The following is a 20,847-nucleotide window of genomic DNA, read 5'->3' as shown; positions in this document are numbered from 1 at the left end:
GTAGTACACGATGACCCCCACCTCGTGACGCGCGCGGGCCCGCCGCCTCCTGCATGACTATCGCAGGGCTGCGATCGAGCGGATGGTCCCGCGCGCGAGCCGCAATTGGCGCTCGTAGGTCGCAGCGAGCACGACGAGCAGCACGCCGGCGATGCCGAGCCACAGCCACCACCAGACCGCCTCGTAGAGATCGGTGATCCACGGCCAGAGCTGCACGATCGCATGCACCAGCAGTACAGCTCCGCCGAGCAGCAGGGGCGCCTGCAGGCGGCGGACGGCGCCGACGACGAGCACGACCACGGCGACGATGCCGAGGGTCACGATGCGCCAGAGCTGGGGATCGGTGAAGTCGGCGAACAGCGGCGGCACGAGCAGCACGGCGAGTCCGGGGCCGAGTGCCGGCCAGCTGCCGAGTCCGGGTGAGCGGCGCATGCGGAGCCATCCGGCGCCGACGAGTGCGATGCCGATCGCGCCGGTGACGAGGTCGAACGGGTCGACCTGCCCCGATGCGAGCGCGATCACGCCGCCGATGACGAGGGCACCCAGCGTCGTCCACCCGAACACCGGGCCCGCCACTGGCCGAGCGGCGGTTGCAGCGGAGGCGATGTGCGCGAGCGCGAGCACGGCGAACAGCACTGCTGCGCGCAACACGGCCGACCGGCCGTCGACGATCTCGAGCAGCGTCGGCACGGTTGCGAGAGCGACGGATGCCGCGAGCAGCGCCTCGGCCAACCACGCCGGGTGAGACGCGGTGCGCGCCCACATCACCGCGATCGCCACACCTGCCGCGAGGGCGATGAGCGGCCAGAACTCGACGATGAGCACGCTGTCGGCGTTGCCGGTGGCGACGGCGGCACCGCGCACGAGCCCGGCTCCGGTGAAGGCGACCCACCCGGTGAGCACGCCGAGCAGCCGCACGGGCACGCCGCGTGCGACCTCGGGCAGGAACACCGCGGCGATCGCCACGACGATGCCGATCGAGACGAGCAGCAGGGCCCGCAGCTCGGCATCGCCCGCGGTGCCGATGCTCGGGAGCACCGCGATCGCCGCAGCCGTCGCGAACAGGGCGGTGCGGCCCTGCGCGGGGGCCTCTCCGCTCGTGCGTCGCCACGTGATCAAGAGTCCGGCGAGGGCGAGCGCCGCGGCGAGCGGCAGCGTGTACGCCTCGACATCGGTCGCTCCATCGCTCGAGCGCCACGCCCACACCGTCGCGACGCCGAGCGCGAGGCTCAGCCAGCCGAGATGCCGGCTCTGTGCTGCGCCGCCGATCGGATCACCCTCGAGCGCGGCGAGCACGATGGGCACCGGGGTCAGCAGCAGGAGCACGAGCCAGAGCTCGGCGGAGCCGAAGGATCCGGTGATACCGGAGACGAGTGCGACCAGGCCGACGACGCCGGTGGCGACCGCCCAGATGACGTGGGCACGGCTCGAGCGCGCGGGAACGACGTGGGCGAGCGCTGCAGCGAGCAGCGCCGCGCCGGCGATGCCGATGACCGCGAACTCCGCCCCGAACGCCTCGTCGACGACGACGGCGGAGACGAAGGCGAGCGCGAGCGGGGTCACCGCCGCGAACGCGATCCGCAGCGCTTCGGGCGCCCCGAGCCGCACCCACAGCACCCCGGCGATGACGAGGGCGCCTGCGGGCACCCATCGCCACGAGGCATCCGTCTCGAAGGCGAGGGCCCAGATCGAGATCACGGATGCCGCGAGCAGCGGCAGCACCGCGCAGAGGCGATCACCCGACCTGCCGAGCCGCACGACGGCGGCGACCACGAGCAGCGTGGAGGAGACGACGGCGAGCCACATCCACGGCTCGATCACCTGCACATCGTCGGGAGCCAGCCAGAGCGGGATCGAGAACACGGCGAAGACGAAGAGGCTCGACGCGATCGCGAGGTGCGCCGCTCCGACCGCGGGTGCAGCACCCGCAGGCCAGGCCCGGCGCGCGAGGACGCGCCCCGCGACAGTGAGCAGGATCACGAGTGCAGCGGCCCACGGCCACACCGGGGCGCTGGAGTAGCCCACCCACCACGCGAATCCGGCGCTGGCGACACCGCCGACAGCGAGGACCGCGAGGAGCCCGGGAACGGCGAGGCGACCCCGCAGCGGCGCGAGCGCGAGCGCGACGCCGGCCAGCACGAGGAGGATGACGGCGGCGATCGCGGGACCGGGGGAGACGCAGGCGACGGCGACGCCGCTCGCGAACGCTGCCGCGCTCGGGATCGCGGCCAGTGCGCGGCCGCGGCGCAGCAGAACGGAGACGACGAGTGCGCCGACCGCGACGACGACCGGCACGAGCACCGTGGCGAGGTCGTGATCGGGGGTGGTGGGCCGCAGCTGCTCGTCGAACGCGAGGTTCCACGGCGGCACGCTGCCGGCGAGCCTCGTCCAGACGGCGCCGATGCCGAGGAACACGCCGGGAAGCGCCGAGCAGGCCGCCACGGCGATCGCCGCGAAGCACGCCGCGAGCGAATCCCGTGCCGTCGTGCCCGCCAGCCGCGTGCCGGCGGCGAAGACGACCGCGACGACACCCGCCGCAGCAGGCGCGAGCCAGAGCGCGACCTCGCTCGGCAGTTCGGCGAAGATCGACAGGGTCGGTGCCAGGGCGAGGGTCAGGCCGAAGGCTGGAGCAGCGAGCCGGCCCCAGCCCGCGCTGAGTCCGTGCCGCAGCCGCACCGCGACGAGCGCGAGCAACCATGCTGCCGCGACCGCGAGGTACCACCACAGCTGGCTCCACGGCACCTCGGGCAGCGCCCAGTACGCAGGGAGGAGGGCGAGCGCTCCGGCGACGAAGCCCGCCGCCATCACGATGGTGCGCTCGACCTGGGCGGGCAGGAGCACCGCGACGGATCCGAGGACGGAGACCGCGAGGAAGCCCACCCAGAACGGGGTGCTGAGCTGGTCGTCGGGTGCTGCCTCGCTCGCGAGCAGGAAGACGCCGATCGGGGCGAACGCCGCCGCGGCGATGCCCGCGACTCGGATGCCGCTCGCCGCCCGCACGCCGACGAGCACCGCGGCGACGACGAGCAGTGCGCCGCCGAGGTAGGCCGACGTGCTGATGGTCTCGGTACCGAACAGCATGTTGGCCCGCACGATCCACACGTCGAGCAGCAGCAGCACGATGGCGACGGATGCCACGCCCTCTGCGGTGCCCGGAAGGCGGCGTGCCCGCAGCAGCCAGGCGACGCCGAGCACGAGCACGCTCGCGACGGCGATGATGATCGACCGCACCTCGAGGCTCGCGACGAGGTAGGCGACGAAGAGGAAGACGATCGCGGTGATGGAGATGAGCACGACGCCGAGCGTCAGGAGCAGCACCTGCACGCCCGAGCGACCGGAGCGGGGGGCGGCGGGCGAGGCGGGCGCGGGTGCGGGTGCCGGAGCCGCCGCCGGCACCTGCGCCGGAGCGGGAGTCGGAGCTGCTGCGGGGGCAGGCACGGCCACCGAGGCGACCGATGCCGCCTGTGCCGGGATCGAGATCGGTGAAGCCGACGGCGCGGTCACGGCCGCCGCCGGAGCAGCGTACGACGCGGCATCCGTCGCCCTTGCCGCCGCCCCGCGAACGCGTGCGGACTGCGCATCGCGCATCGCCGTGATGAGCGACTGCCGGTCGGCCTCGCGGTCGTGCAGGGCGCGCCCTGCGGTGAGCAGCTCGCTCGCGGCGGGCACCGAGAGGTCGAGGCCGCACGTGTCGCAGACCGCGCTGCGCAGAGCACTGAAGCAGGCGGGGCAGCGCGTCGTGTCGATCAGTTGCGCGGGGTCGGCCGGCCAGCGTCGGAGGTCGCGGGCATCTGCGGGGTGCTCGGGCATGGCCACACTCTGCCACGGCCGGGGGCGCGAGCGGCGGATCATCCACAACTCCATGTCGGGCTCGATCACGTGATGCACAACTGGGGCCTCACGCTGTGCAGTAGACTTTCGGGGGTCCATCCGTCTGACGCATGCTTCCGCATGCCCGCACGGCTGAATCGACGAGTTGAGTCGCGACTCGGGGCGTAGCTCAGCTTGGTAGAGCGCCCGCTTTGGGAGCGGGAGGTCGCAGGTTCGAATCCTGTCGCCCCGACGAGTTCCACGACTCGACACGAACTTCCACACAACAGGAGAACTTCCACATGCCGACCACTTCGGTTGAGAAGCTGAGCCCCACTCGCGCCAAGCTCACCATCTCGGTGACGCCCGAGGAGCTGAAGCCCAGCATCGCCCACGCGTACGAGCACATCGCCGAGCAGATCAACGTGCCCGGTTTCCGCAAGGGCAAGGTGCCGCCGCCCATCGTCGACCAGCGCGTCGGCAAGGGCGCCGTGCTCGAGCACGCCGTCAACGAGGGCCTCGACGGCTTCTACCGCGCCGCCGTCGCCGAGCACGAACTGCGCCCCCTCGGCCGACCCGAGGCCGACATCGTCGAGTGGCCCAGCGACAAGGACTTCTCGGGCGACCTGCTGCTCGCGATCGAGGTCGACGTGCGCCCCGAGATCGAGCTGCCCGCCTACGACGGCATCGAGCTCACGGTCGACTCCGTCGAGGTCGCCGACGACGAGGTCACCGAAGAGCTCGACCGTCTGCGCAGCCGCTTCGGCACGCTCATCACGGTCGACCGCCCCGCCAAGACCGGCGACTTCGTGACCCTCGACCTCGTCGCCAAGATCGATGAGAACGAGGTCGACACCGCCAGCGGCATCTCGTATGAGCTCGGCTCGGGCGACCTGATCGAGGGCATCGACGAGGCGCTCGACACGCTCTCCGCAGGCGAGACCACCACCTTCGCGTCGAAGCTCCTGGGCGGCGACCACGAGGGCGAGACCGCCGAGATCACCGTCACCGTCTCCGCGGTGAAGGAGCGCGAGCTCCCCGCAGCCGACGACGACTTCGCGCAGATCGCGAGCGAGTTCGACACGCTCGCCGAGCTGACCGACAGCCTCAAGGAGCAGGTCGCCCGCAATAAGTCGTTCGGCCAGGGCAGCCAGGCCCGCGACCTCCTCGTCGACAAGCTCCTCGAGCTCGTCGAGGTTCCCGTCGCGCAGGCCGTCATCGACGACGAGGTGCACCGCCACCTCGAGAACGAGAACCGCCTCGAAGACGACGAGCACCGCGCAGAGGTCGCCGAGTCGAGCGAGAAGGCGTTCAAGACGCAGATCCTGCTCGACACGATCGCCGAGGCCGAGAAGGTCCAGGTCAGCCAGGACGAGCTGACCCAGTACCTCGTGCAGGGCGCAGCCCAGTACGGCATGGACCCCAACGAGTTCGTGCAGATCCTCAGCCAGAACGGCCAGATCCCCGCCATGGTCGGCGAGGTCGCGCGCAACAAGGCGCTCGCGATCGCGCTCGGCAAGGCGAAGGTGTCGGATGCCGCGGGCAAGCCCGTCGACCTCTCCGAGTTCACCGCCGTCGCCGCTGCCGAGGCCGAGGCCGAGGCAGAGGTCGTCGACGAGGCTGAAGAGATCGTCGAAGAGGCCGAGGCCGCCGAGAAGCCCGCGCCGAAGAAGCGCGCGCCGAAGAAGGCCGCTGCGGCCGACGAGGCCGAGGCTGTCGCCGAGAAGCCCGCGCCGAAGAAGCGTGCGACGAAGAAGGCCGACGCCGAGTAATCGAGCATCGAAACGACAAGAGGGGCCGGGCGATTCGCCCGGCCCCTCCTGCATTCACGAGAGGATCTCGCATGAGCGACTGGCAGCAGCGGGTCGACGCCGTTTGGGCGTCCGCCGACGAGCTCGGCGACGCCGAGGTGATCGCCCGCATCGACGCCCTCGCCGCCGAGCGGCCGGCCGGTGATCCGCTCGCGCTCTTCGAGCGGGCGGGCGCCCGCGACTCGGCCGGCCTCGAGGCCGAGGCGGAGCCGCTCTACCGGCAGGCCATCACCGGCGGGCTCACGAGCTCCGAGCGCGTGCAGGCGCACGTGCAGCTCGCTTCGACGATCCGCAACCTCGGGCGCCCGCTCGAGTCCATCGCGCTGCTCGATGAGATCGAGCCGGAGTCCGGGGAGTTGCGCGACGCCGTGGTCGCGTTCCGTGCCCTTGCGCTGGTCGACGCGGGTTCGCCCGCGCGCGCGGCATCCGAGGCTCTCGCGGCCCTCGCACCGCACCTCCAGCGGTACCGGGTGTCGCTCGCCGCATACGCTGCGGAGCTCGCGGCATCCGCCTAGGGCGAACAGCCCCGTTCGCGCGCGTTGCACCGGATAGATTCGAGTGAACGCGACAACGGAAACGGAGCGACACATGGCCGAACCGACACCAGGCACCGGTGTTTTCGATCGACTGCTGAAGGACCGCATCATCTGGCTTGGCTCCGAGGTGCGCGACGACAACGCGAACGAGATCGCGGCGAAGCTGCTGCTGCTCGCCGCCGAAGATGCCAAGAAAGACATCTACCTCTACGTGAACTCGCCCGGTGGCTCGATCACGGCCGGCATGGCGATCTACGACACCATGCAGTTCGTGCCCAACGACATCGTCACCGTCGGCATCGGCATGGCGGCCTCCATGGGCCAGCTGCTCCTGACGGCGGGCACCAAGGGCAAGCGGTACATCACCCCCAACGCCCGCGTGCTGCTGCACCAGCCGCACGGCGGCTTCGGCGGCACCGCGAGCGACATCCAGACGCAGGCGCAGCTCATCCTCGACATGAAGAAGCGACTCGCCGAGATCACGGCGGCGCAGACGGGCAAGACCGTCGAGCAGATCAACGCCGACGGCGACCGCGACCGGTGGTTCAACGCGCAGGAGGCCCTCGAGTACGGCTTCGTCGACCACATCCGCGAATCGGCACTCGACGTTGCCGGCGGCGGCGGAACCCAGGCGTAGGCACGCGAGAGAAGAGAGAACGAGCGAATGAACATCCCTGCTTTCGGTGGCACCGCCTTCAACGGCGTCCAGGCACCGGGCTCGCGCTACATCCTGCCGAGCTTCGAGGAGCGCACGGCCTACGGCTACAAGCGCCAAGACCCCTACGCCAAGCTCTTCGAGGACCGCATCATCTTCCTCGGCGTGCAGGTCGACGACGCTTCCGCCGACGACATCATGGCGCAGCTGCTCGTGCTGGAGTCGATGGACCCCGACCGCGACATCATCCTCTACATCAACTCGCCCGGTGGCTCCTTCACGGCCATGACCGCGATCTACGACACGATGCAGTACATCCGTCCGCAGATCCAGACGGTCGTGCTCGGCCAGGCCGCCTCCGCCGCCGCGGTGATCGCAGCGGCCGGCACGCCGGGCAAGCGCCTCGCGCTGCCGAACGCCCGCGTGCTCATCCACCAGCCCGCCATGGGCGAGGCGGGTCACGGCCAGGCGTCCGACATCGAGATCCAGGCCGCCGAGATCATGCGCATGCGCTCGTGGCTCGAGGAGACGCTCTCGCGTCACTCGAACCGCACGCCCGAGCAGGTGCACACCGACATCGACCGCGACAAGATCCTGTCGGCCGGCGAGGCGCTCGAGTACGGTCTCATCGACCAGGTGCTCAGCTCCCGCAAGAGCCTGCCGGCGATCGCGCGATAACGCGTCGCACCGTGAACGCGGCGGATGACTGGCTGCACGACAGCCGGGCCATCCGCCGCGTTTCGGTGTACCCGGATGCCGCGATCGACCGTGTCGCGTGGCCGGCGAGCATTCCCGCGATCGATCAGTTGATCGGCGACGGCAGCATCGAATTCTCGCCGGGCCTGACGTTCCTCGTGGGCGAGAACGGCAGCGGCAAGTCGACCCTGCTCGAGGGCATCGCGACGGCATACGGACTGCCGCCCGAGGGTGGCAGCAACAACGGCGGCATGTCGACCAGGCCGAGCGAGTCGCCGCTCGCGGAGTGGCTGCGCATCGAGCGCAGTCCCTCGGCGCCGCGTTGGGGGTTCTTCCTCCGGGCCGAGACGATGCATGGGTACTACAGCTATCTCGAGGCGCTGCCCGACAGCCCCGATCGGCACCTGCACTCGCTCAGCCATGGCGAGTCGTTCAACGACCTGCTCGACAACAAGCTCAATCACCCCCAGTACCTCGCCGGGCTCGTGTGCCTCGACGAGCCCGAGGCCGCACTCTCGTTCTCGTCGATCCTCGGCTGGATCGCCGGGCTCGACCGCATGGTCGCCCGGGGCACCCAGATCATCTGCGCGACGCACTCGCCCGTGCTGGCCTCCGTGCCGGGCGCCACGATCCTCGAACTGGGGGAGTGGGGCATCCGCGAGACGACGTGGGAGGAGCTCGAACTCGTCTCGCACTGGCGCGGGTACCTCGACGATCCGCGGCGCTACCTCCGCCACCTCCTCGACTGAACGTCCCGGTTCGCGGCTCGCGAACGGCAAGGCGTGTCGAATCCTGCGGGCTACCCTCGATCGGCCCGATCTCGGGCTAGGCTCGGAACAGATTCGTCGACAGGGAGGGATTCGATGGCACGCATCGGAGAGAGCGCCGACCTGCTCAAGTGCTCGTTCTGCGGAAAGAGCCAGAAGCAGGTGCAGCAGCTCATCGCCGGACCCGGCGTCTACATCTGCGACGAGTGCGTGGAGCTCTGCAACGAGATCATCGAGGAGCGACTCGCCGAAGCCGGCGAGACCGAGGCCGGCGAGTTCGAGCTGCCGAAGCCGAAGGAGATCTTCGGCTACCTCGAGGAGTACGTCATCGGCCAGGAGGCCGCGAAGAAGGCACTCGCCGTCGCGGTCTACAACCACTACAAGCGCGTTCGCGCGCGCACCGCCCTGACCTCGGCCGACGCCCGCGATGACGTCGAGCTCTCGAAGTCGAACATCCTGCTGATCGGCCCCACGGGCTGCGGCAAGACCTATCTCGCGCAGACGCTCGCCAAGCAGCTCAACGTGCCCTTCGCCGTCGCCGACGCCACCGCGTTGACCGAGGCCGGATACGTCGGCGAAGACGTCGAGAACATCCTGCTGAAGCTCATCCAGGCCGCCGACTTCGACGTGAAGCGCGCCGAGACGGGCATCATCTACATCGACGAGGTCGACAAGATCGCCCGAAAGGCCGAGAACCCCTCGATCACGAGGGACGTCTCCGGCGAAGGCGTGCAGCAGGCGCTGCTCAAGATCCTCGAGGGAACGGTCGCATCCGTTCCGCCTCAGGGCGGCCGCAAGCACCCGCATCAGGAATTCATCCAGATCGACACGACCAACGTGCTCTTCATCGTCGCAGGCGCGTTCGCCGGACTCGAGGACATCATCTCCTCGCGAGCGGGCAAGCGCGGCATCGGCTTCGGCGCTCCGCTGCACAACAAGGAGGACGAAGCCGACATCTTCAGCGAGGTCCTCCCAGAAGACCTCCACAAGTTCGGACTCATCCCCGAGTTCATCGGCCGCCTTCCCGTCGTCGCGACGGTGACGCCCCTCGACCGCGAGGCCCTCATGGAGATCCTCACGGTGCCGCGCAACGCGCTCGTGCGTCAGTACCAGCGCATGTTCGAACTCGACGGCGTCGAGCTCGACTTCGAAGAGGAGGCGCTGCAGGCGATCGCCGACCTCGCGGTGCTGCGCCAGACCGGCGCCCGTGGACTCCGCGCCATCATGGAGGAGGTGCTCGGACCGATCATGTTCGAGGTGCCGTCCTCCACCGGCGTCGCCCGCGTCGTCGTGACGAAGGCCGCGGTGCTCGACAACGCCGCACCCACGATCGTGCCGCACACCAAGCAGCGTCGCACCGAGAAGTCGGCGTAACCCGGGCCGAGAGCGAGCGCCGCCCATCTTCCACACCGTCGTCGCGGGTGTCATCGCGGCCATCACCGGTTTCGCGAGTTCGTTCGCACTGGTGATCGCGGGGCTCATCGCCGTCGGGGCGACTGAGACGCAGGCGGCCTCGGGGCTCTTCGCGCTCTGCATCGCCACCGGCCTCCTCTGCATCGCGCTGCCGCTCGTCACTCGGATGCCGGTCTCGTTCGCATGGTCGACGCCCGGTGCGGCGCTCCTGGTCGCCGCCGCGGCGACCACGCAGCAGTTCGCCGCTGCGATCGGCGCGTTCATCGTCTGCGGCGTGCTCATCGTGCTCGCGGGCCTCTGGCCGGCACTCGGTCGGGCGATCACGAGCATCCCCAAGCCGATCGCGAGCGCGATGCTCGCCGGCATCCTGTTCCCGATCTGCGTCGCCCCGGTCTTCGCCGCGGTCGAGCAGCCGGCGATCGCCGTGCCCATGGTGCTCGTCTGGCTGCTGCTCGCACGACTCGCGCCGCGCTGGGCCGTGCCTGCTGCGATGCTCGTCGCAGTGATCGGCATCGCGGTGCTGGCGGGCCCGGCAGTGCTCGCGAGCGAGGCCGTGCGGCCGCAGCTCCAATTCGTGGCGCCCGTCTTCGACCCGTTCGTGATCGTGAGCCTCGGCCTTCCCCTCTTCATCGTGACCATGGCCGGCCAGAACGTTCCCGGCTTCGCCGTGATGTCGACCTTCGGCTACCGGCTCGCGCCGAGGCCTGTGCTCGTCGCCTCGGGTGTCGCCTCGGTCGGCGCGGCGTTCGCCGGCGGCCACGCGCTGAACCTCGCCGCGATCACGGCGGCGATCATGGCGAGCCCCGAGTCCAACCCCGACCCTCGCAGGCGCTGGGTGGCGACCTTCACCTCGGGCATCGTCTACCTGGTGCTCGGCGCGGGAGCCGGACTCGCCGCCGCCGTCGTGCAGGCGTCGCCACCGATCATCATCACCGCGGTCGCGGGGCTCGCGCTGCTCGGAGCCATGGTCACCGCGCTCACCGGCGCGTTCGAAGACCCGCGACAGCGCATCACGGCGATCGGCACGTTCCTCGTGACCGCGTCGGGAGTCGCCGTCGTGGGCATCGGCTCGGCCTTCTGGGGGCTCGTCGTCGGCGGTGTGCTCATGCTCTGGCTGGGGCGGGGCACAGCGTCCCCCGCCTCCCCAGCGCCCTCAGCGGGGTCTGCAGCGCCCCATTCAGGCGATGGCGGGCGCGACCGCGACGCCGAGCCCGCCTGATCAGTCGAAGACCCGCACGAGCTCCCAGCGATCGTCGTGCCGGCGAACGTCGAAGACGTGGGTCTCGCCGTCGTCGGCGCTCGCCTGGAACCGCCATCCGCTGATCTGCAGCGGCGGGCGCCCGGGGGAGACGTCGTACCGAGCCACCGGCGCCCACCAGTCGCACGGCCCGACGAGGGTCGTCGGAGTATCGGTCACCCTGAACCGGCGCGCCCGCCACACGAGTCGCTCGGGCCGGCCCTCGACGCTGGTCCACAGCTCGACGAACTCCTGCACGAGCGACATGGGCACCTCACCGATTCGAATGTATGTTCGATGGTAGCACCGGGTGATGGCATGCGAAACGCCGCCGTGCACGAGGCACGGCGGCGTTCGACGGAGTGGTTCGGCTCAGGCCAGATCGTCGTCGGTGCGCGCGCCGAAGACGATCTCGTCCCAGCTCGGCATCGAAGCGCGGCCCTTCTTCGAGCCGCCGCGGGCGCCTTGGTTGCTCGAGACGCCCTTGCCGCCCCAGATGCTGCGCGCGGCGGTGCCGGGCTTCTCTTCGGGCTGCTCGGATTCGGGGGCCTCCTGCACGGGTGCAGGAGCCGGCGCGGCCGGCGGGCGCTCGGGCTCGCTGCCCGCGGCTTCGCGTTCGCCGCGACGGCGGCGCAGTGCTTCGAGCAGGTCGGCGGTCTCGCCGAGCGTCTGCTTCGGTTCATCCGCTCGCTTGATGGCTGCTCGCGCCACTGCGGGGCTCGAGGCCTGGGGCGTGCGTGCGTACGGGAGCGGCTCGAGGTGCGGTGCGGTATCGAAGTCGCCGTGCTCGGGTTCCTCGAAGGTGAAGGCGCCGCTGTCGAAGCGGGACTCCTCTGAGTCGGGGCCGACGGCGCGGAGGCGGGGGATGAGCCCGCCCTTCATCTCGCCCTGCTGCGAGAGCGTGATCGCCTCGGAGTTGAGCGGCTGCAGCGCCTGTTTGCGCGGTTCGAAGCTCCAGCGGGCGTCGTGGTCGATGGTCTCGGCGGTGAACTCGAGCTTGATGATCCAGCCGCGCTCCTCGTCCTTCCAGCTCGCCCAGCGTTCGCCGTGCGCGCCGAGCTGCGCGAGTCGCTCGCGGATGACGCCGCCGAACGAGGGCTGCTCGTCGGACGGTTCGGACTCGGTCGTCACGTGCACGGGCACGGCGAGGGCCGAGGTGACCATGTGTTCGCGCTCAGCGAGAACCGGTCCCTCGAATCGACGGATGTAGTCGATGGAGGCGCCGGTGACCTGCGCGACCTCCTCGGCCGACATGCCGGCTCGGATGTGGGCCTGCACCTCGCGCGGCGAGGGTTTCGGGCCGACGTGCTGCTCGGGTTGCGCCTGACGGATGCGGGATTGCAGCACCTCGTCGATCTCGATTCGGAAGCGCGCTCCATCGTCGGAAGCGGCGAGCAACGCGCCGTTCTCGACTCCGATTACCTTGAGTTCTTGCATCGCGACAAGCCCTTCCGTGCTTTCGTCTCCGCCCAAGGATGCCACGTCCGGCTGGGTGCTCGTGGGAATAGGACGGGCGCGCCGGAAGTTGAGCACGGAGCAGCTGTGGAAACGCTGCGAAAGTGGTTTGCTAACGCCACCGATTTGATGCAGACTATGGCCGCCGAATCATCGGCGATGAAGAAATGGATGGGAATGGCAACGGATTACGACGCACCGAGGAAGACCGAAGACGACTCTGAGTCGATCGAGGCCCTCAAGGAGCGCGTCCCCGACAAGATGTCGGGCGTAGTGGATGTCGACGATGCCGATAACCCCGGTGGGTTCGACCTCGCTGGTGCCGATCTCTCCGACGTCGAACTCGACGTCGTGGTGCTTCCGCCGCAGGCCGACGAGTTCACCTGCGTGAACTGCTTCCTCGTGAAGCACCGTTCGCAGATGGACCACGAGACGAAGCTCGGACCGATCTGCTTGGAGTGTGCGTCCTAGACGCCAGGCTCGGTACCTTCAGGCCGTCGCGATCCATTGATCGCGGCGGCCAGTTCTTTCGGATGACGCGTCGAGACCAGCCAGTACGGCGTCGGGTCCGACGGGTCGGTGATCGGCACCCGCACGACGGGCGCCACCCAGCCGCGGATCACGAGGAACGCCCGTGCGTCCAGGCCCGTGCCGCGTTCGACGCGAGCCGCGGCATCCGTCGCACCGGTCGCGACGCCCGTGTCCGCCAGCGCGATCGAGGCGCGACCCGCTCTGAGGCGGCCGTCGGCCACCTCGACGACGGGCGCCGTGATGCTGAGCGCTGCGACCGTCGCTCCGTAGAGGATCACGCCGGTCGCGATGCCCGCGGGCATCGAGACGGGCGCCAGCACGAGGATGCTGGCGGGGATGAGCAGCAGGCTGGCGATGTAGATCCACGGCGTCGGCCAGAGTTTCTCGCGGTAGTCGGGCATGGCTCTATTCGACCAGACTTCTGCACTACCCTCGAACAGTGACCGATTCCGTCGATGTGCTGATCACCGCAGACCGCGTCCCGAACTACGCCCATCCGGGCGACGCGGGCGCCGATCTCCACGCATCCGAGTCCGTCGTGCTCGGCCCCGGCGAACGCGCCACGGTCGGCACCGGCGTCGCGATCGCCCTGCCCGACGGCTACGTCGCCTTCGTCGTGCCGCGCTCGGGCCTGGCCTTCAAGCACGGCATCACGATCGTCAACGCGCCCGGCACCGTCGATGCCGGCTACCGCGGCGAGATCAAGGTCGCACTGTTGAACACCGACGCCCGTGAGGCGCACACGATCGAGGTCGGCGACCGCATCGCCCAGATCGTCGTGATGCCGGTGAGCCGTGCTCGATTCGTCGAGGTCGAACGGCTGCCCGGCAGCCTGCGTGGCGAGGCAGGATTCGGCTCCACCGGTTTCGGGGAGCACAAGTCAGGAGTGAACGCGTGAGCGACATCGAAACCGGCGGCGACATCCCCGCCGAACAGCCCAAGTCCGCCCCCGAAGACCGCGCAGCAGCGGGTCCCTTCGACGAGGCCGAGGCGAACCCGGTTCGCCCCTACGTCGACCTCGGCGGCGTGAAGGTGCTGCCGCGCGACGGACTCCACCTTCGCCTCGAGGTCGAGGAGGGCACGAAGCGCGTCGTCGCGATCGGCCTCGACTACGCGAACTCGACGCTGCAGGTGCAGCCGTTCGCGGCGCCGCGATCGAGCGGCCTGTGGCACGAGATCCGCGCACAGATCGCCGACCAGATCGCCCGTCAGGGCGGCTCGACGACCGTGCGCGAAGGCTCCTTCGGTCCAGAGCTGCTCGCGCAGATCCCCGTCGCGGCAGGCGAGGGGCAGCCTGGGCAGATGCGCCTCGCGCGCTTCATCGGCGTCGACGGGCCGCGCTGGTTCCTCCGCGGCGTCATCGCGGGCGAGGCGGCCGTCGACCCCACTGCCGCAGCGAAGGTCGAAGACCTCTTCCGATCGATCGTCGTGGTGCGCGGCAGCACCCCGATGCCCCCGCGCGACCTCATTCCGCTGCGCATGCCCGCGTCCTCCGCGGGTGCGCCCACGGTGTGACGGCGATGACGGACGCCGACGGTTCGTCGCGCCCCGACGAGGGCGAGCGAGCGGATGACGCGGCGGAACGCCCGGCCGATGCGAACGGCGTCGGCGAGTTCGGTCGGCAGTTCGCCGCTGCCGCGGAGAAGAGTGGCCTCGGCGCGCTCGCGCGCGACGAGAAGCTGAGCGGTCGCGACCTCCTCACCGCGGTCGGCGGCGTGCGCGGCATCCTCGAGGCGCTGCTGCCCGGTCTCGTGTTCCTCATCGTCTACAGCGGGCTCACGAGCTTCGCCGGCCAAGATCCCCAGGCAGCGCTCGTTCCCGCCCTCGCGGCATCCGTCGGCCTCGCCGTGGTGTTCACGCTCGCGCGCCTCGTGACCAAGGGGCAGCCGACCCAGGCGATCGCCGGCCTCATCGGCGTGCTCGCCTCGGCGGCGCTCGCGCTCTGGTCGGGCGACGCCCGTGACAACTACGTGATCGGCTTCTACACGAACGCGGCCTACGCGCTCGCCCTGACCGTCTCGCTGTTCGTGCGCTGGCCGGCCATCGGCCTGATCGTCGGCTTCCTGATGGGAGACGGCGTCGCGTGGAGGCAGGACAAGCGCAAGTACCGCGCAGCCCAGTTCCTCACGCTCGTCTGGATCGGACTGTTCGTCGCGCGTCTCGCGGTGCAGCTGCCGTTCTATCTCGTCGACAACGTCGAGGCGCTCGGCGCCACGCGCCTGCTCATGGGCGTGCCGCTCTACGCGCTCGTGCTGGTCTTCTCCTGGCTCGTCGTACGGGCCGTCTACCCGTCATCGGCTCGCTCCGGCGAGTGATAGAGTTATCTCGACGTCAAGATAAATCCGCACACCGTGCGAGGCCTGTCGGCCGGCAAGTGGCTTAGGTTACCCTTGCTGGAACAGCCCCATGTCTGACGGAGAAGATGGAGTGCCGCCTGCATGTCCGGCGGCATCCGCGAAGGAGAGGACATCGTGTCTGCAGTGAACAGTTTCGGGGCGAAGGACACGCTCCGCGTCGGTGATGAGTCCTACGAGATCTTCCGGCTCGACACCGTGCCGGGCCATGAGAAGCTTCCGTTCAGCCTGAAGGTGCTGCTCGAGAACCTCCTGCGCACCGAAGACGGCAAGAACGTCACCAAGGAGCAGATCGAGGCCCTCGGCTCGTGGGTTCCCACCGCCGAGCCCGACACCGAGATCCAGTTCACGCCGGCGCGCGTGGTCATGCAGGACTTCACCGGTGTTCCCTGCATCGTCGACCTCGCCACGATGCGCGAGGCGGTCGTCGCCCTCGGCGGCGACCCCAACAAGATCAACCCGCTCGCGCCCGCCGAGATGGTCATCGACCACTCGGTGATCGCCGACCTCTTCGGCACCGCGAACGCGCTCGAGCGCAACGTCGAGATCGAGTACGAGCGCAACGGCGAGCGCTACCAGTTCCTCCGCTGGGGCCAGACGGCGTTCGACGACTTCAAGGTCGTGCCGCCGGGCACCGGCATCGTGCACCAGGTGAACATCGAGCACCTCGCGAAGGTCACGTTCACGCGCGAGGTCGGCGGCGTGCTCCGCGCGTACCCCGACACGTGCGTCGGCACCGACTCGCACACGACCATGGTCAACGGCCTCGGTGTGCTCGGCTGGGGCGTCGGCGGCATCGAGGCCGAGGCGGCCATGCTCGGCCAGCCAGTGTCGATGCTCATCCCGAAGGTCGTCGGCTTCAAGCTCTCCGGCGCGATCCCCACGGGCGTCACCGCGACCGACGTCGTGCTCACGATCACCGACATGCTCCGCAAGCACGGCGTGGTCGGCAAGTTCGTCGAGTTCTACGGCTCGGGCGTGGCATCCGTGCCGCTCGCCAACCGTGCCACGATCGGCAACATGAGCCCCGAGTTCGGCTCGACCGCGGCCATGTTCCCCATCGACGACGTGACCCTCGACTACCTGCGCCTCACCGGCCGCAGCGACGAGCAGATCGCCCTCGTCGAGGCGTACTCCAAGACGCAGAAGCTCTGGCACGACGCCGACAGCGAGCCCGAGTTCAGCGAGTACATGGAGCTCGACCTCTCGACGGTCGTTCCCTCGATCGCCGGCCCGAAGCGTCCGCAGGACCGCATCGAGCTCTCCGACTCGAAGAACGCCTTCGAGAAGGACCTCCTGAACTACGCGACCGTCGACCACGACCTGGTCGACCTCGAGGGCGCCGAGTCCTTCCCGGCGTCCGACCCGCCCGGGAACTCGCCCGAAGACGAGTACAGCCAGCACGAGCACCACCACAAGAGCCACGCCCCGGCGACGGCCTCGAAGCCGACGGATGTCACGCTCGGCACCGGCGAGCAGTTCGTGCTCGACCACGGCGCCGTCGCGATCGCCGCGATCACGTCCTGCACGAACACGTCGAACCCGTCGGTCATGCTGGCGGCCGGCCTTCTCGCCCGCAACGCGGCGAAGAAGGGCCTGAAGGCCAAGCCGTGGGTCAAGACGACCCTCGCTCCCGGCTCCAAGGTCGTCACCGACTACTACGAGAAGGCCGGACTCACCGACGACCTCGAGGCCCTCGGCTTCTACACCGTCGGCTACGGCTGCACCACCTGCATCGGCAACTCGGGCCCGCTGCTCGACGAGATCTCGGCCGCGGTCAACGACTCCGACCTCGCTGTCACCGCGGTGCTCTCGGGCAACCGCAACTTCGAGGGTCGCATCAACCCCGACGTGAAGATGAACTACCTCGCGAGCCCGCCGCTCGTGATCGCGTACGCTCTCGCCGGCTCGATGAACTTCGACTTCGAGGTCGACTCGCTCGGCACCGACACCGAGGGCAACGAGGTCTTCCTGAAGGACATCTGGCCCGACGCCGCCGAGGTGCAGCACACGATCGACACGTCGATCAACAAGGACATGTTCGTCACGCAGTACGCCGGCGTGTTCGACGGGGATGAGCGGTGGCGCTCGCTCGAGACGCCGACCGGCGCGACCTTCGAGTGGGACGCCGAGTCGACGTACGTGCGCAAGCCCCCGTACTTCGACGGCATGACCATGGAGACCACGCCCGTCACCGACATCGCCGGCGCCCGCGTGCTCGCCAAGCTCGGCGACTCGGTCACGACCGACCACATCAGCCCGGCCGGTTCGATCAAGGCCGACAGCCCCGCCGGTCGCTACCTGACCGAGCACGGCGTCGACCGCAAGGACTTCAACTCCTACGGCTCGCGTCGCGGCAACCACGAGATCATGATCCGTGGCACGTTCGCGAACATCCGCCTGAAGAACCAACTCCTCGACGGCGTCGAGGGCGGCTACACGCGCGACTTCACGCAGGCCGACGCGCCTCAGTCGTTCATCTACGACGCGAGCCAGAACTACCAGGCTCAGGGCACGCCGCTCGTCATCTTCGGCGGCAAGGAGTACGGTTCCGGCTCCTCGCGCGACTGGGCGGCGAAGGGCACGAGCCTCCTCGGCGTCAAGGCCGTCATCACCGAGAGCTTCGAGCGGATCCACCGCTCGAACCTCATCGGAATGGGCGTCGTGCCGCTGCAGTTCCCCGCGGGCGAGAGCTGGGCGTCGCTCGGCCTCGACGGCACCGAGGTCGTCTCGATCTCGGGTCTCGAGCAGCTGAACGACGGCGTCACGCCGAAGACCGTGCACGTCGTCGCCACGCCGAGCGAGCACTCCGCTCCCGGCAAGGCGACCGTCGAGTTCGACGCGGTCGTGCGCATCGACACGCCGGGTGAGGCCGACTACTACCGCAACGGCGGCATCCTGCAGTACGTGCTGCGTTCGCTCGTCTAGGCACTCGCGAGAGATTCGGGGCGGTCGGCATCTTGCCGATCGCCCCCTTCTCTGCCCGGCTTCGGAGGAAGCCCGGCGTAGACTCGTTCCGTTCAGCGGCACTGCCCGCAACCATTCGGAGGCAATTGCATGACCCTGCTCGAGACCATTTCGGGACCCCGTGATCTCGACGCGCTGAGTCCCGAACAGGTCGATCAGCTGGCGCGCGAGATTCGCGAGTACCTCGTCGAATCCGTCTCGAAGACGGGCGGCCACCTCGGCCCGAACCTCGGCGTCGTCGAACTCACGATCGCGATCCACCGCGTCTTCGAGTCGCCGCGCGACGCGATCGTCTTCGACACCGGGCACCAGTCGTACGTGCACAAGCTCTTGACGGGTCGGCGCGACCTCTCCACGATCCGCAAGACGGGGGGCCTCGCGGGCTATCCCCAGCGTTCTGAGTCCGAACACGACATCGTCGAGAGTTCGCACGCGTCGAGCTCGCTGTCGTGGGCCGACGGCATCTCCAAGGCCTTCGAGATGACCGGCCAAGATGACCGGCACGTCATCGCCGTGGTCGGCGACGGTGCGCTCACGGGCGGCATGACGTGGGAGGCGCTCAACAACATCTCCGACGACAACACGCGCAAGCTCATCGTCGTCGTCAACGACAACGGTCGCTCGTACGCCCCGACGATCGGCGGCATGGCCCGGTTCCTGAACACCGTGCGCACGAAGCAGACCTACCGCAACCTGCACATCTCGAGCCGTCGGGCGTTCGACCGTCTCGGCGCTCCGGCGAGTGCGTTCTACCGGGGCGTCCGCGGCGGCCTGCACGGCTTCCTCAGCCGCTTCACCGACAACGAGGCGCTCTACTCGAACCTCGACATCAAGTACATCGGCCCGGTCGACGGTCACGACGAGCACGCCATGGAGGCGGCGCTTCGTCAGGCGAAGGCCTACGGCGCCCCGGTGATCGTGCACGCGATCACCGACAAGGGTCGCGGGTACGAACCGGCCCGGCGCGACGCGGCCGACCAGTTCCACGCCGTCGGCCAGATCGACCCCGAGACCGGTGAGTCCCTCGAGACCGCTTCGGCGCCGTCGTGGACGAGCGTCTTCGCCGACGAGCTCATGCACCTCGCCGAGGGCAACGATCGCCTTGTGGGCATCACTGCGGCGATGCTCCGGCCGACCGGCATGCACCGAATGGCCGAGCGGTTCCCGAGCCGCGTGTTCGACGTCGGCATCGCCGAACAGCACGCCGCGACATCCGCCGCCGGTCTCGCATTCGGCGGCCTGCACCCGGTGGTGGCCGTCTACGCGACCTTCATCAATCGCGCGTTCGACCAGGTGCTCATGGACGTCGCGCTGCACAAGGCCGGCGTGACGTTCGTGCTCGACCGCGCCGGTGTCACGGGCCCCGACGGGCCGAGCCATCACGGCGTGTGGGACCTCTCGATCCTGCAGGTCGTGCCCGGCATCCGCATCGCCGCTCCGCGCGACTCGGTGCGGCTCGTCGAGGAGCTCGGCGAGGCCGTGGCCGTCGACGACGCGCCCACCGTCATCCGCTTCCCGAAGGGCACCGTCGGCGTCGACTTCGAAGCCGTGCGACGCACCGACGACGGCGTCGACGTGCTCGCCGAATCGGATCGCAAGGACGTGCTCATCGTGTGCGTCGGCCCGATGGCCGAGACCGGCCTCGAAGTCGCGAAGCGCCTCGAGGCGCAGGGCATCAGCGCCACCGTGGTCGACCCGCGCTGGGTCGTACCGGTGCCGCGCAGCATCATGGTCCTCGCCGCTGAGCACCGCCTCGTCGTCAGCATCGAAGACGGCATCCGCGTCGGCGGCATCGGCACGCGCGTCCGTCAAGACCTACGCGAAGCGGGCGTCGACACCGCGGTGACCGAGCTCGGCCTGCCCGACGAGTTCCTCGACCACGGCTCCCGCGGCGACATCCTCGAACGAGTGGGTCTCACCCCGCAGCACATCGCGCGCGACGTCACCGCCATGGTGCTCGGTTCGAAGCTGCCGCACGCTCGCAACGCCGGTGCGGACGTCTCGACCGATACGAGCCCGCAGCCGCGCGTCTGACGCTCACCGGCGTCAACCCGTGCGGTAGACGTGCTCGACCGCGCCATTCGGAAACGGCGTCGTTCGGTCGAGCGTGAAGCGCGGCGTCACCGTGGTGACGGGCAGGAGCGGCCTGCCACGGCCGAGTGCCACCGGTAGGTACGTGACGAGGAGTTCGTCGAGGCACCCCGCCTCGAGGAACTGGGCGGCGGTCGGTCCGCCGCCGACGATCCAGACGTTCCGCTCGCCGGCCTCCGCTCGCGCGGCGTCGGCGATCGGGAGCACCTCGCCGGACCCGAATCGGATGTCGGAGTCCGCCGGCGCCGGCAGCCGCCGGTGCGTGAGCACCCACGCGGGTCGGGCGCCGAAGTCCCAGTTGCCGGGCTGCTCCCGGAGGATCCACTCGTACGTCGACGCTCCGAGCACGACCGCGCCGACATCGGCGAAGAAGCGGTCGTAGTGCTCCTGAAACGCGTCGAAGCCGAACTGCAGCAGCCAATCGAGCCCATGCTGTTCGTCGGCGATGAATCCGTCGAGGCTCGAAGCGACGGAGTACTGGAACTTCGTCATGCTCCGAGCATAGAGAAGCGGCCCCCGGCACA

At 69.5% G+C, this 20,847-nt stretch carries 18 protein-coding genes and 1 tRNA gene; 14 read left to right on the top strand and 5 right to left on the bottom strand.

Features of this window, described 5'->3' with window-relative positions:
• Positions 1 to 57: 57 nt before the first annotated feature.
• The gene (locus tag ACFCVM_RS02625) at positions 58 to 3,810 is read right to left on the bottom strand and encodes an SCO7613 C-terminal domain-containing membrane protein (RefSeq protein ID WP_375833494.1); all 3,753 of its coding nucleotides are present in this window, start codon (positions 3,808 to 3,810) and stop codon (positions 58 to 60) included.
• Positions 3,811 to 3,989: 179 nt separating this feature from the next.
• On the opposite strand from ACFCVM_RS02625, the gene ACFCVM_RS02620 reads away from it, so the two are divergent.
• From ACFCVM_RS02620 to ACFCVM_RS02585, 8 genes are all read left to right on the top strand, one after another.
• Positions 3,990 to 4,063 (top strand) — tRNA-Pro (locus ACFCVM_RS02620).
• 49 nt (positions 4,064 to 4,112) lie between these two features.
• On the top strand, positions 4,113 to 5,582 hold the full coding sequence (tig, locus tag ACFCVM_RS02615) for a trigger factor (protein ID WP_375833492.1): 1,470 nt from the start codon (positions 4,113 to 4,115) through the stop codon (positions 5,580 to 5,582).
• A 71-nt stretch (positions 5,583 to 5,653) separates the two neighbouring features.
• A complete protein-coding gene (locus tag ACFCVM_RS02610) occupies positions 5,654 to 6,136 on the top strand; it encodes a tetratricopeptide repeat protein (protein ID WP_375833489.1) in 483 nt (160 codons plus the stop codon).
• Positions 6,137 to 6,209: 73 nt separating this feature from the next.
• Positions 6,210 to 6,794: an ATP-dependent Clp protease proteolytic subunit gene (locus ACFCVM_RS02605; protein WP_056650900.1), complete on the top strand. Its 585-nt coding sequence runs from the start codon at positions 6,210 to 6,212 to the stop codon at positions 6,792 to 6,794.
• A 27-nt stretch (positions 6,795 to 6,821) separates the two neighbouring features.
• Positions 6,822 to 7,490 (top strand): ATP-dependent Clp protease proteolytic subunit, encoded by a 669-nt coding sequence (locus tag ACFCVM_RS02600; protein ID WP_375833486.1) that lies wholly within the window; start codon positions 6,822 to 6,824, stop codon positions 7,488 to 7,490.
• A gap of 11 nt (positions 7,491 to 7,501) precedes the next feature.
• Positions 7,502 to 8,257: an AAA family ATPase gene (locus tag ACFCVM_RS02595; RefSeq protein ID WP_375833484.1), complete on the top strand. Its 756-nt coding sequence runs from the start codon at positions 7,502 to 7,504 to the stop codon at positions 8,255 to 8,257.
• Positions 8,258 to 8,371: 114 nt separating this feature from the next.
• A complete protein-coding gene (gene clpX, locus ACFCVM_RS02590) occupies positions 8,372 to 9,649 on the top strand; it encodes an ATP-dependent Clp protease ATP-binding subunit ClpX (protein WP_375833481.1) in 1,278 nt (425 codons plus the stop codon).
• A 25-nt stretch (positions 9,650 to 9,674) separates the two neighbouring features.
• A complete protein-coding gene (locus tag ACFCVM_RS02585; RefSeq protein WP_375836632.1) occupies positions 9,675 to 10,907 on the top strand; it encodes a benzoate/H(+) symporter BenE family transporter in 1,233 nt (410 codons plus the stop codon).
• On the opposite strand, the gene ACFCVM_RS02580 is transcribed toward ACFCVM_RS02585, so the two are convergent.
• Both ACFCVM_RS02580 and sepH read right to left on the bottom strand, forming a co-directional pair.
• Positions 10,908 to 11,192 (bottom strand): hypothetical protein, encoded by a 285-nt coding sequence (locus tag ACFCVM_RS02580; protein WP_375836630.1) that lies wholly within the window; start codon positions 11,190 to 11,192, stop codon positions 10,908 to 10,910. It lies immediately after the preceding gene.
• A gap of 105 nt (positions 11,193 to 11,297) precedes the next feature.
• Positions 11,298 to 12,362: a septation protein SepH gene (gene sepH / locus ACFCVM_RS02575; RefSeq protein WP_375833478.1), complete on the bottom strand. Its 1,065-nt coding sequence runs from the start codon at positions 12,360 to 12,362 to the stop codon at positions 11,298 to 11,300.
• A 195-nt stretch (positions 12,363 to 12,557) separates the two neighbouring features.
• Here sepH and ACFCVM_RS02570 point away from each other — a divergent pair, with 195 nt between their 5' ends.
• Positions 12,558 to 12,851: a DUF4193 domain-containing protein gene (locus tag ACFCVM_RS02570; RefSeq protein ID WP_056009399.1), complete on the top strand. Its 294-nt coding sequence runs from the start codon at positions 12,558 to 12,560 to the stop codon at positions 12,849 to 12,851.
• Here ACFCVM_RS02570 and ACFCVM_RS02565 read toward each other — a convergent pair.
• Entirely contained in the window at positions 12,848 to 13,312 is a 465-nt protein-coding gene (locus ACFCVM_RS02565; RefSeq protein ID WP_375833475.1) for a DUF3093 domain-containing protein, read from the bottom strand. The two genes, ACFCVM_RS02570 and ACFCVM_RS02565, sit on opposite strands and share 4 nt — an antisense overlap.
• A gap of 38 nt (positions 13,313 to 13,350) precedes the next feature.
• Between ACFCVM_RS02565 and dut the strand changes: the two genes are divergently transcribed.
• The 5 genes from dut to dxs all read left to right on the top strand — a co-directional run bounded on the left by dut (position 13,351) and on the right by dxs (position 20,266).
• Positions 13,351 to 13,809 carry a dUTP diphosphatase gene (gene dut, locus ACFCVM_RS02560; RefSeq protein WP_056009395.1) on the top strand — a complete coding sequence of 153 codons (459 nt, stop codon included), beginning with the start codon at positions 13,351 to 13,353 and terminating at the stop codon, positions 13,807 to 13,809.
• The gene (locus ACFCVM_RS02555) at positions 13,806 to 14,426 is read left to right on the top strand and encodes a DUF3710 domain-containing protein (RefSeq protein WP_375833472.1); all 621 of its coding nucleotides are present in this window, start codon (positions 13,806 to 13,808) and stop codon (positions 14,424 to 14,426) included. Before dut ends, ACFCVM_RS02555 begins: the two co-directional genes overlap by 4 nt.
• Positions 14,427 to 14,431: 5 nt before the next feature.
• The gene (locus tag ACFCVM_RS02550) at positions 14,432 to 15,226 is read left to right on the top strand and encodes a DUF3159 domain-containing protein (RefSeq protein WP_375833470.1); all 795 of its coding nucleotides are present in this window, start codon (positions 14,432 to 14,434) and stop codon (positions 15,224 to 15,226) included.
• Positions 15,227 to 15,382: 156 nt separating this feature from the next.
• Positions 15,383 to 18,193 (top strand): aconitate hydratase AcnA, encoded by a 2,811-nt coding sequence (gene acnA / locus ACFCVM_RS02545; protein ID WP_375833469.1) that lies wholly within the window; start codon positions 15,383 to 15,385, stop codon positions 18,191 to 18,193.
• 129 nt (positions 18,194 to 18,322) lie between these two features.
• A complete protein-coding gene (gene dxs / locus ACFCVM_RS02540; RefSeq protein WP_375833466.1) occupies positions 18,323 to 20,266 on the top strand; it encodes a 1-deoxy-D-xylulose-5-phosphate synthase in 1,944 nt (647 codons plus the stop codon).
• A 12-nt stretch (positions 20,267 to 20,278) separates the two neighbouring features.
• Here dxs and ACFCVM_RS02535 read toward each other — a convergent pair whose 3' ends face one another.
• Entirely contained in the window at positions 20,279 to 20,815 is a 537-nt protein-coding gene (locus tag ACFCVM_RS02535) for a dihydrofolate reductase family protein (protein ID WP_375833464.1), read from the bottom strand.
• Positions 20,816 to 20,847 lie beyond the last annotated feature (32 nt).

The sequence above is a fragment of the Agromyces sp. NPDC056389 genome, assembly GCF_042262385.1.
In the GTDB taxonomy this organism is placed as follows: Bacteria; Actinomycetota; Actinomycetes; order Actinomycetales; family Microbacteriaceae; genus Agromyces.
Note: the sequence above shows the minus strand (reverse complement) of the source record. Positions and strands in the feature narration are given on the sequence as shown.

Excerpts from the sequence above, each read along its gene's own strand:
- ACFCVM_RS02625 (WP_375833494.1), bottom strand. The coding sequence starts at position 3,810 with ATGCCCGAGCACCCCGCAGATGCCCGCGACCTCCGACGCTGGCCGGCC.
- tig (WP_375833492.1), top strand. The coding sequence starts at position 4,113 with ATGCCGACCACTTCGGTTGAGAAGCTGAGCCCCACTCGCGCCAAGCTC.
- ACFCVM_RS02610 (WP_375833489.1), top strand. The coding sequence starts at position 5,654 with ATGAGCGACTGGCAGCAGCGGGTCGACGCCGTTTGGGCGTCCGCCGAC.
- ACFCVM_RS02605 (WP_056650900.1), top strand. The coding sequence starts at position 6,210 with ATGGCCGAACCGACACCAGGCACCGGTGTTTTCGATCGACTGCTGAAG.
- ACFCVM_RS02600 (WP_375833486.1), top strand. The coding sequence starts at position 6,822 with ATGAACATCCCTGCTTTCGGTGGCACCGCCTTCAACGGCGTCCAGGCA.
- clpX (WP_375833481.1), top strand. The coding sequence starts at position 8,372 with ATGGCACGCATCGGAGAGAGCGCCGACCTGCTCAAGTGCTCGTTCTGC.
- ACFCVM_RS02580 (WP_375836630.1), bottom strand. The coding sequence starts at position 11,192 with ATGTCGCTCGTGCAGGAGTTCGTCGAGCTGTGGACCAGCGTCGAGGGC.
- sepH (WP_375833478.1), bottom strand. The coding sequence starts at position 12,362 with ATGCAAGAACTCAAGGTAATCGGAGTCGAGAACGGCGCGTTGCTCGCC.
- ACFCVM_RS02570 (WP_056009399.1), top strand. The coding sequence starts at position 12,558 with ATGGCAACGGATTACGACGCACCGAGGAAGACCGAAGACGACTCTGAG.
- ACFCVM_RS02565 (WP_375833475.1), bottom strand. The coding sequence starts at position 13,312 with ATGCCCGACTACCGCGAGAAACTCTGGCCGACGCCGTGGATCTACATC.
- ACFCVM_RS02550 (WP_375833470.1), top strand. The coding sequence starts at position 14,432 with ATGACGGACGCCGACGGTTCGTCGCGCCCCGACGAGGGCGAGCGAGCG.
- dxs (WP_375833466.1), top strand. The coding sequence starts at position 18,323 with ATGACCCTGCTCGAGACCATTTCGGGACCCCGTGATCTCGACGCGCTG.
- ACFCVM_RS02535 (WP_375833464.1), bottom strand. The coding sequence starts at position 20,815 with ATGACGAAGTTCCAGTACTCCGTCGCTTCGAGCCTCGACGGATTCATC.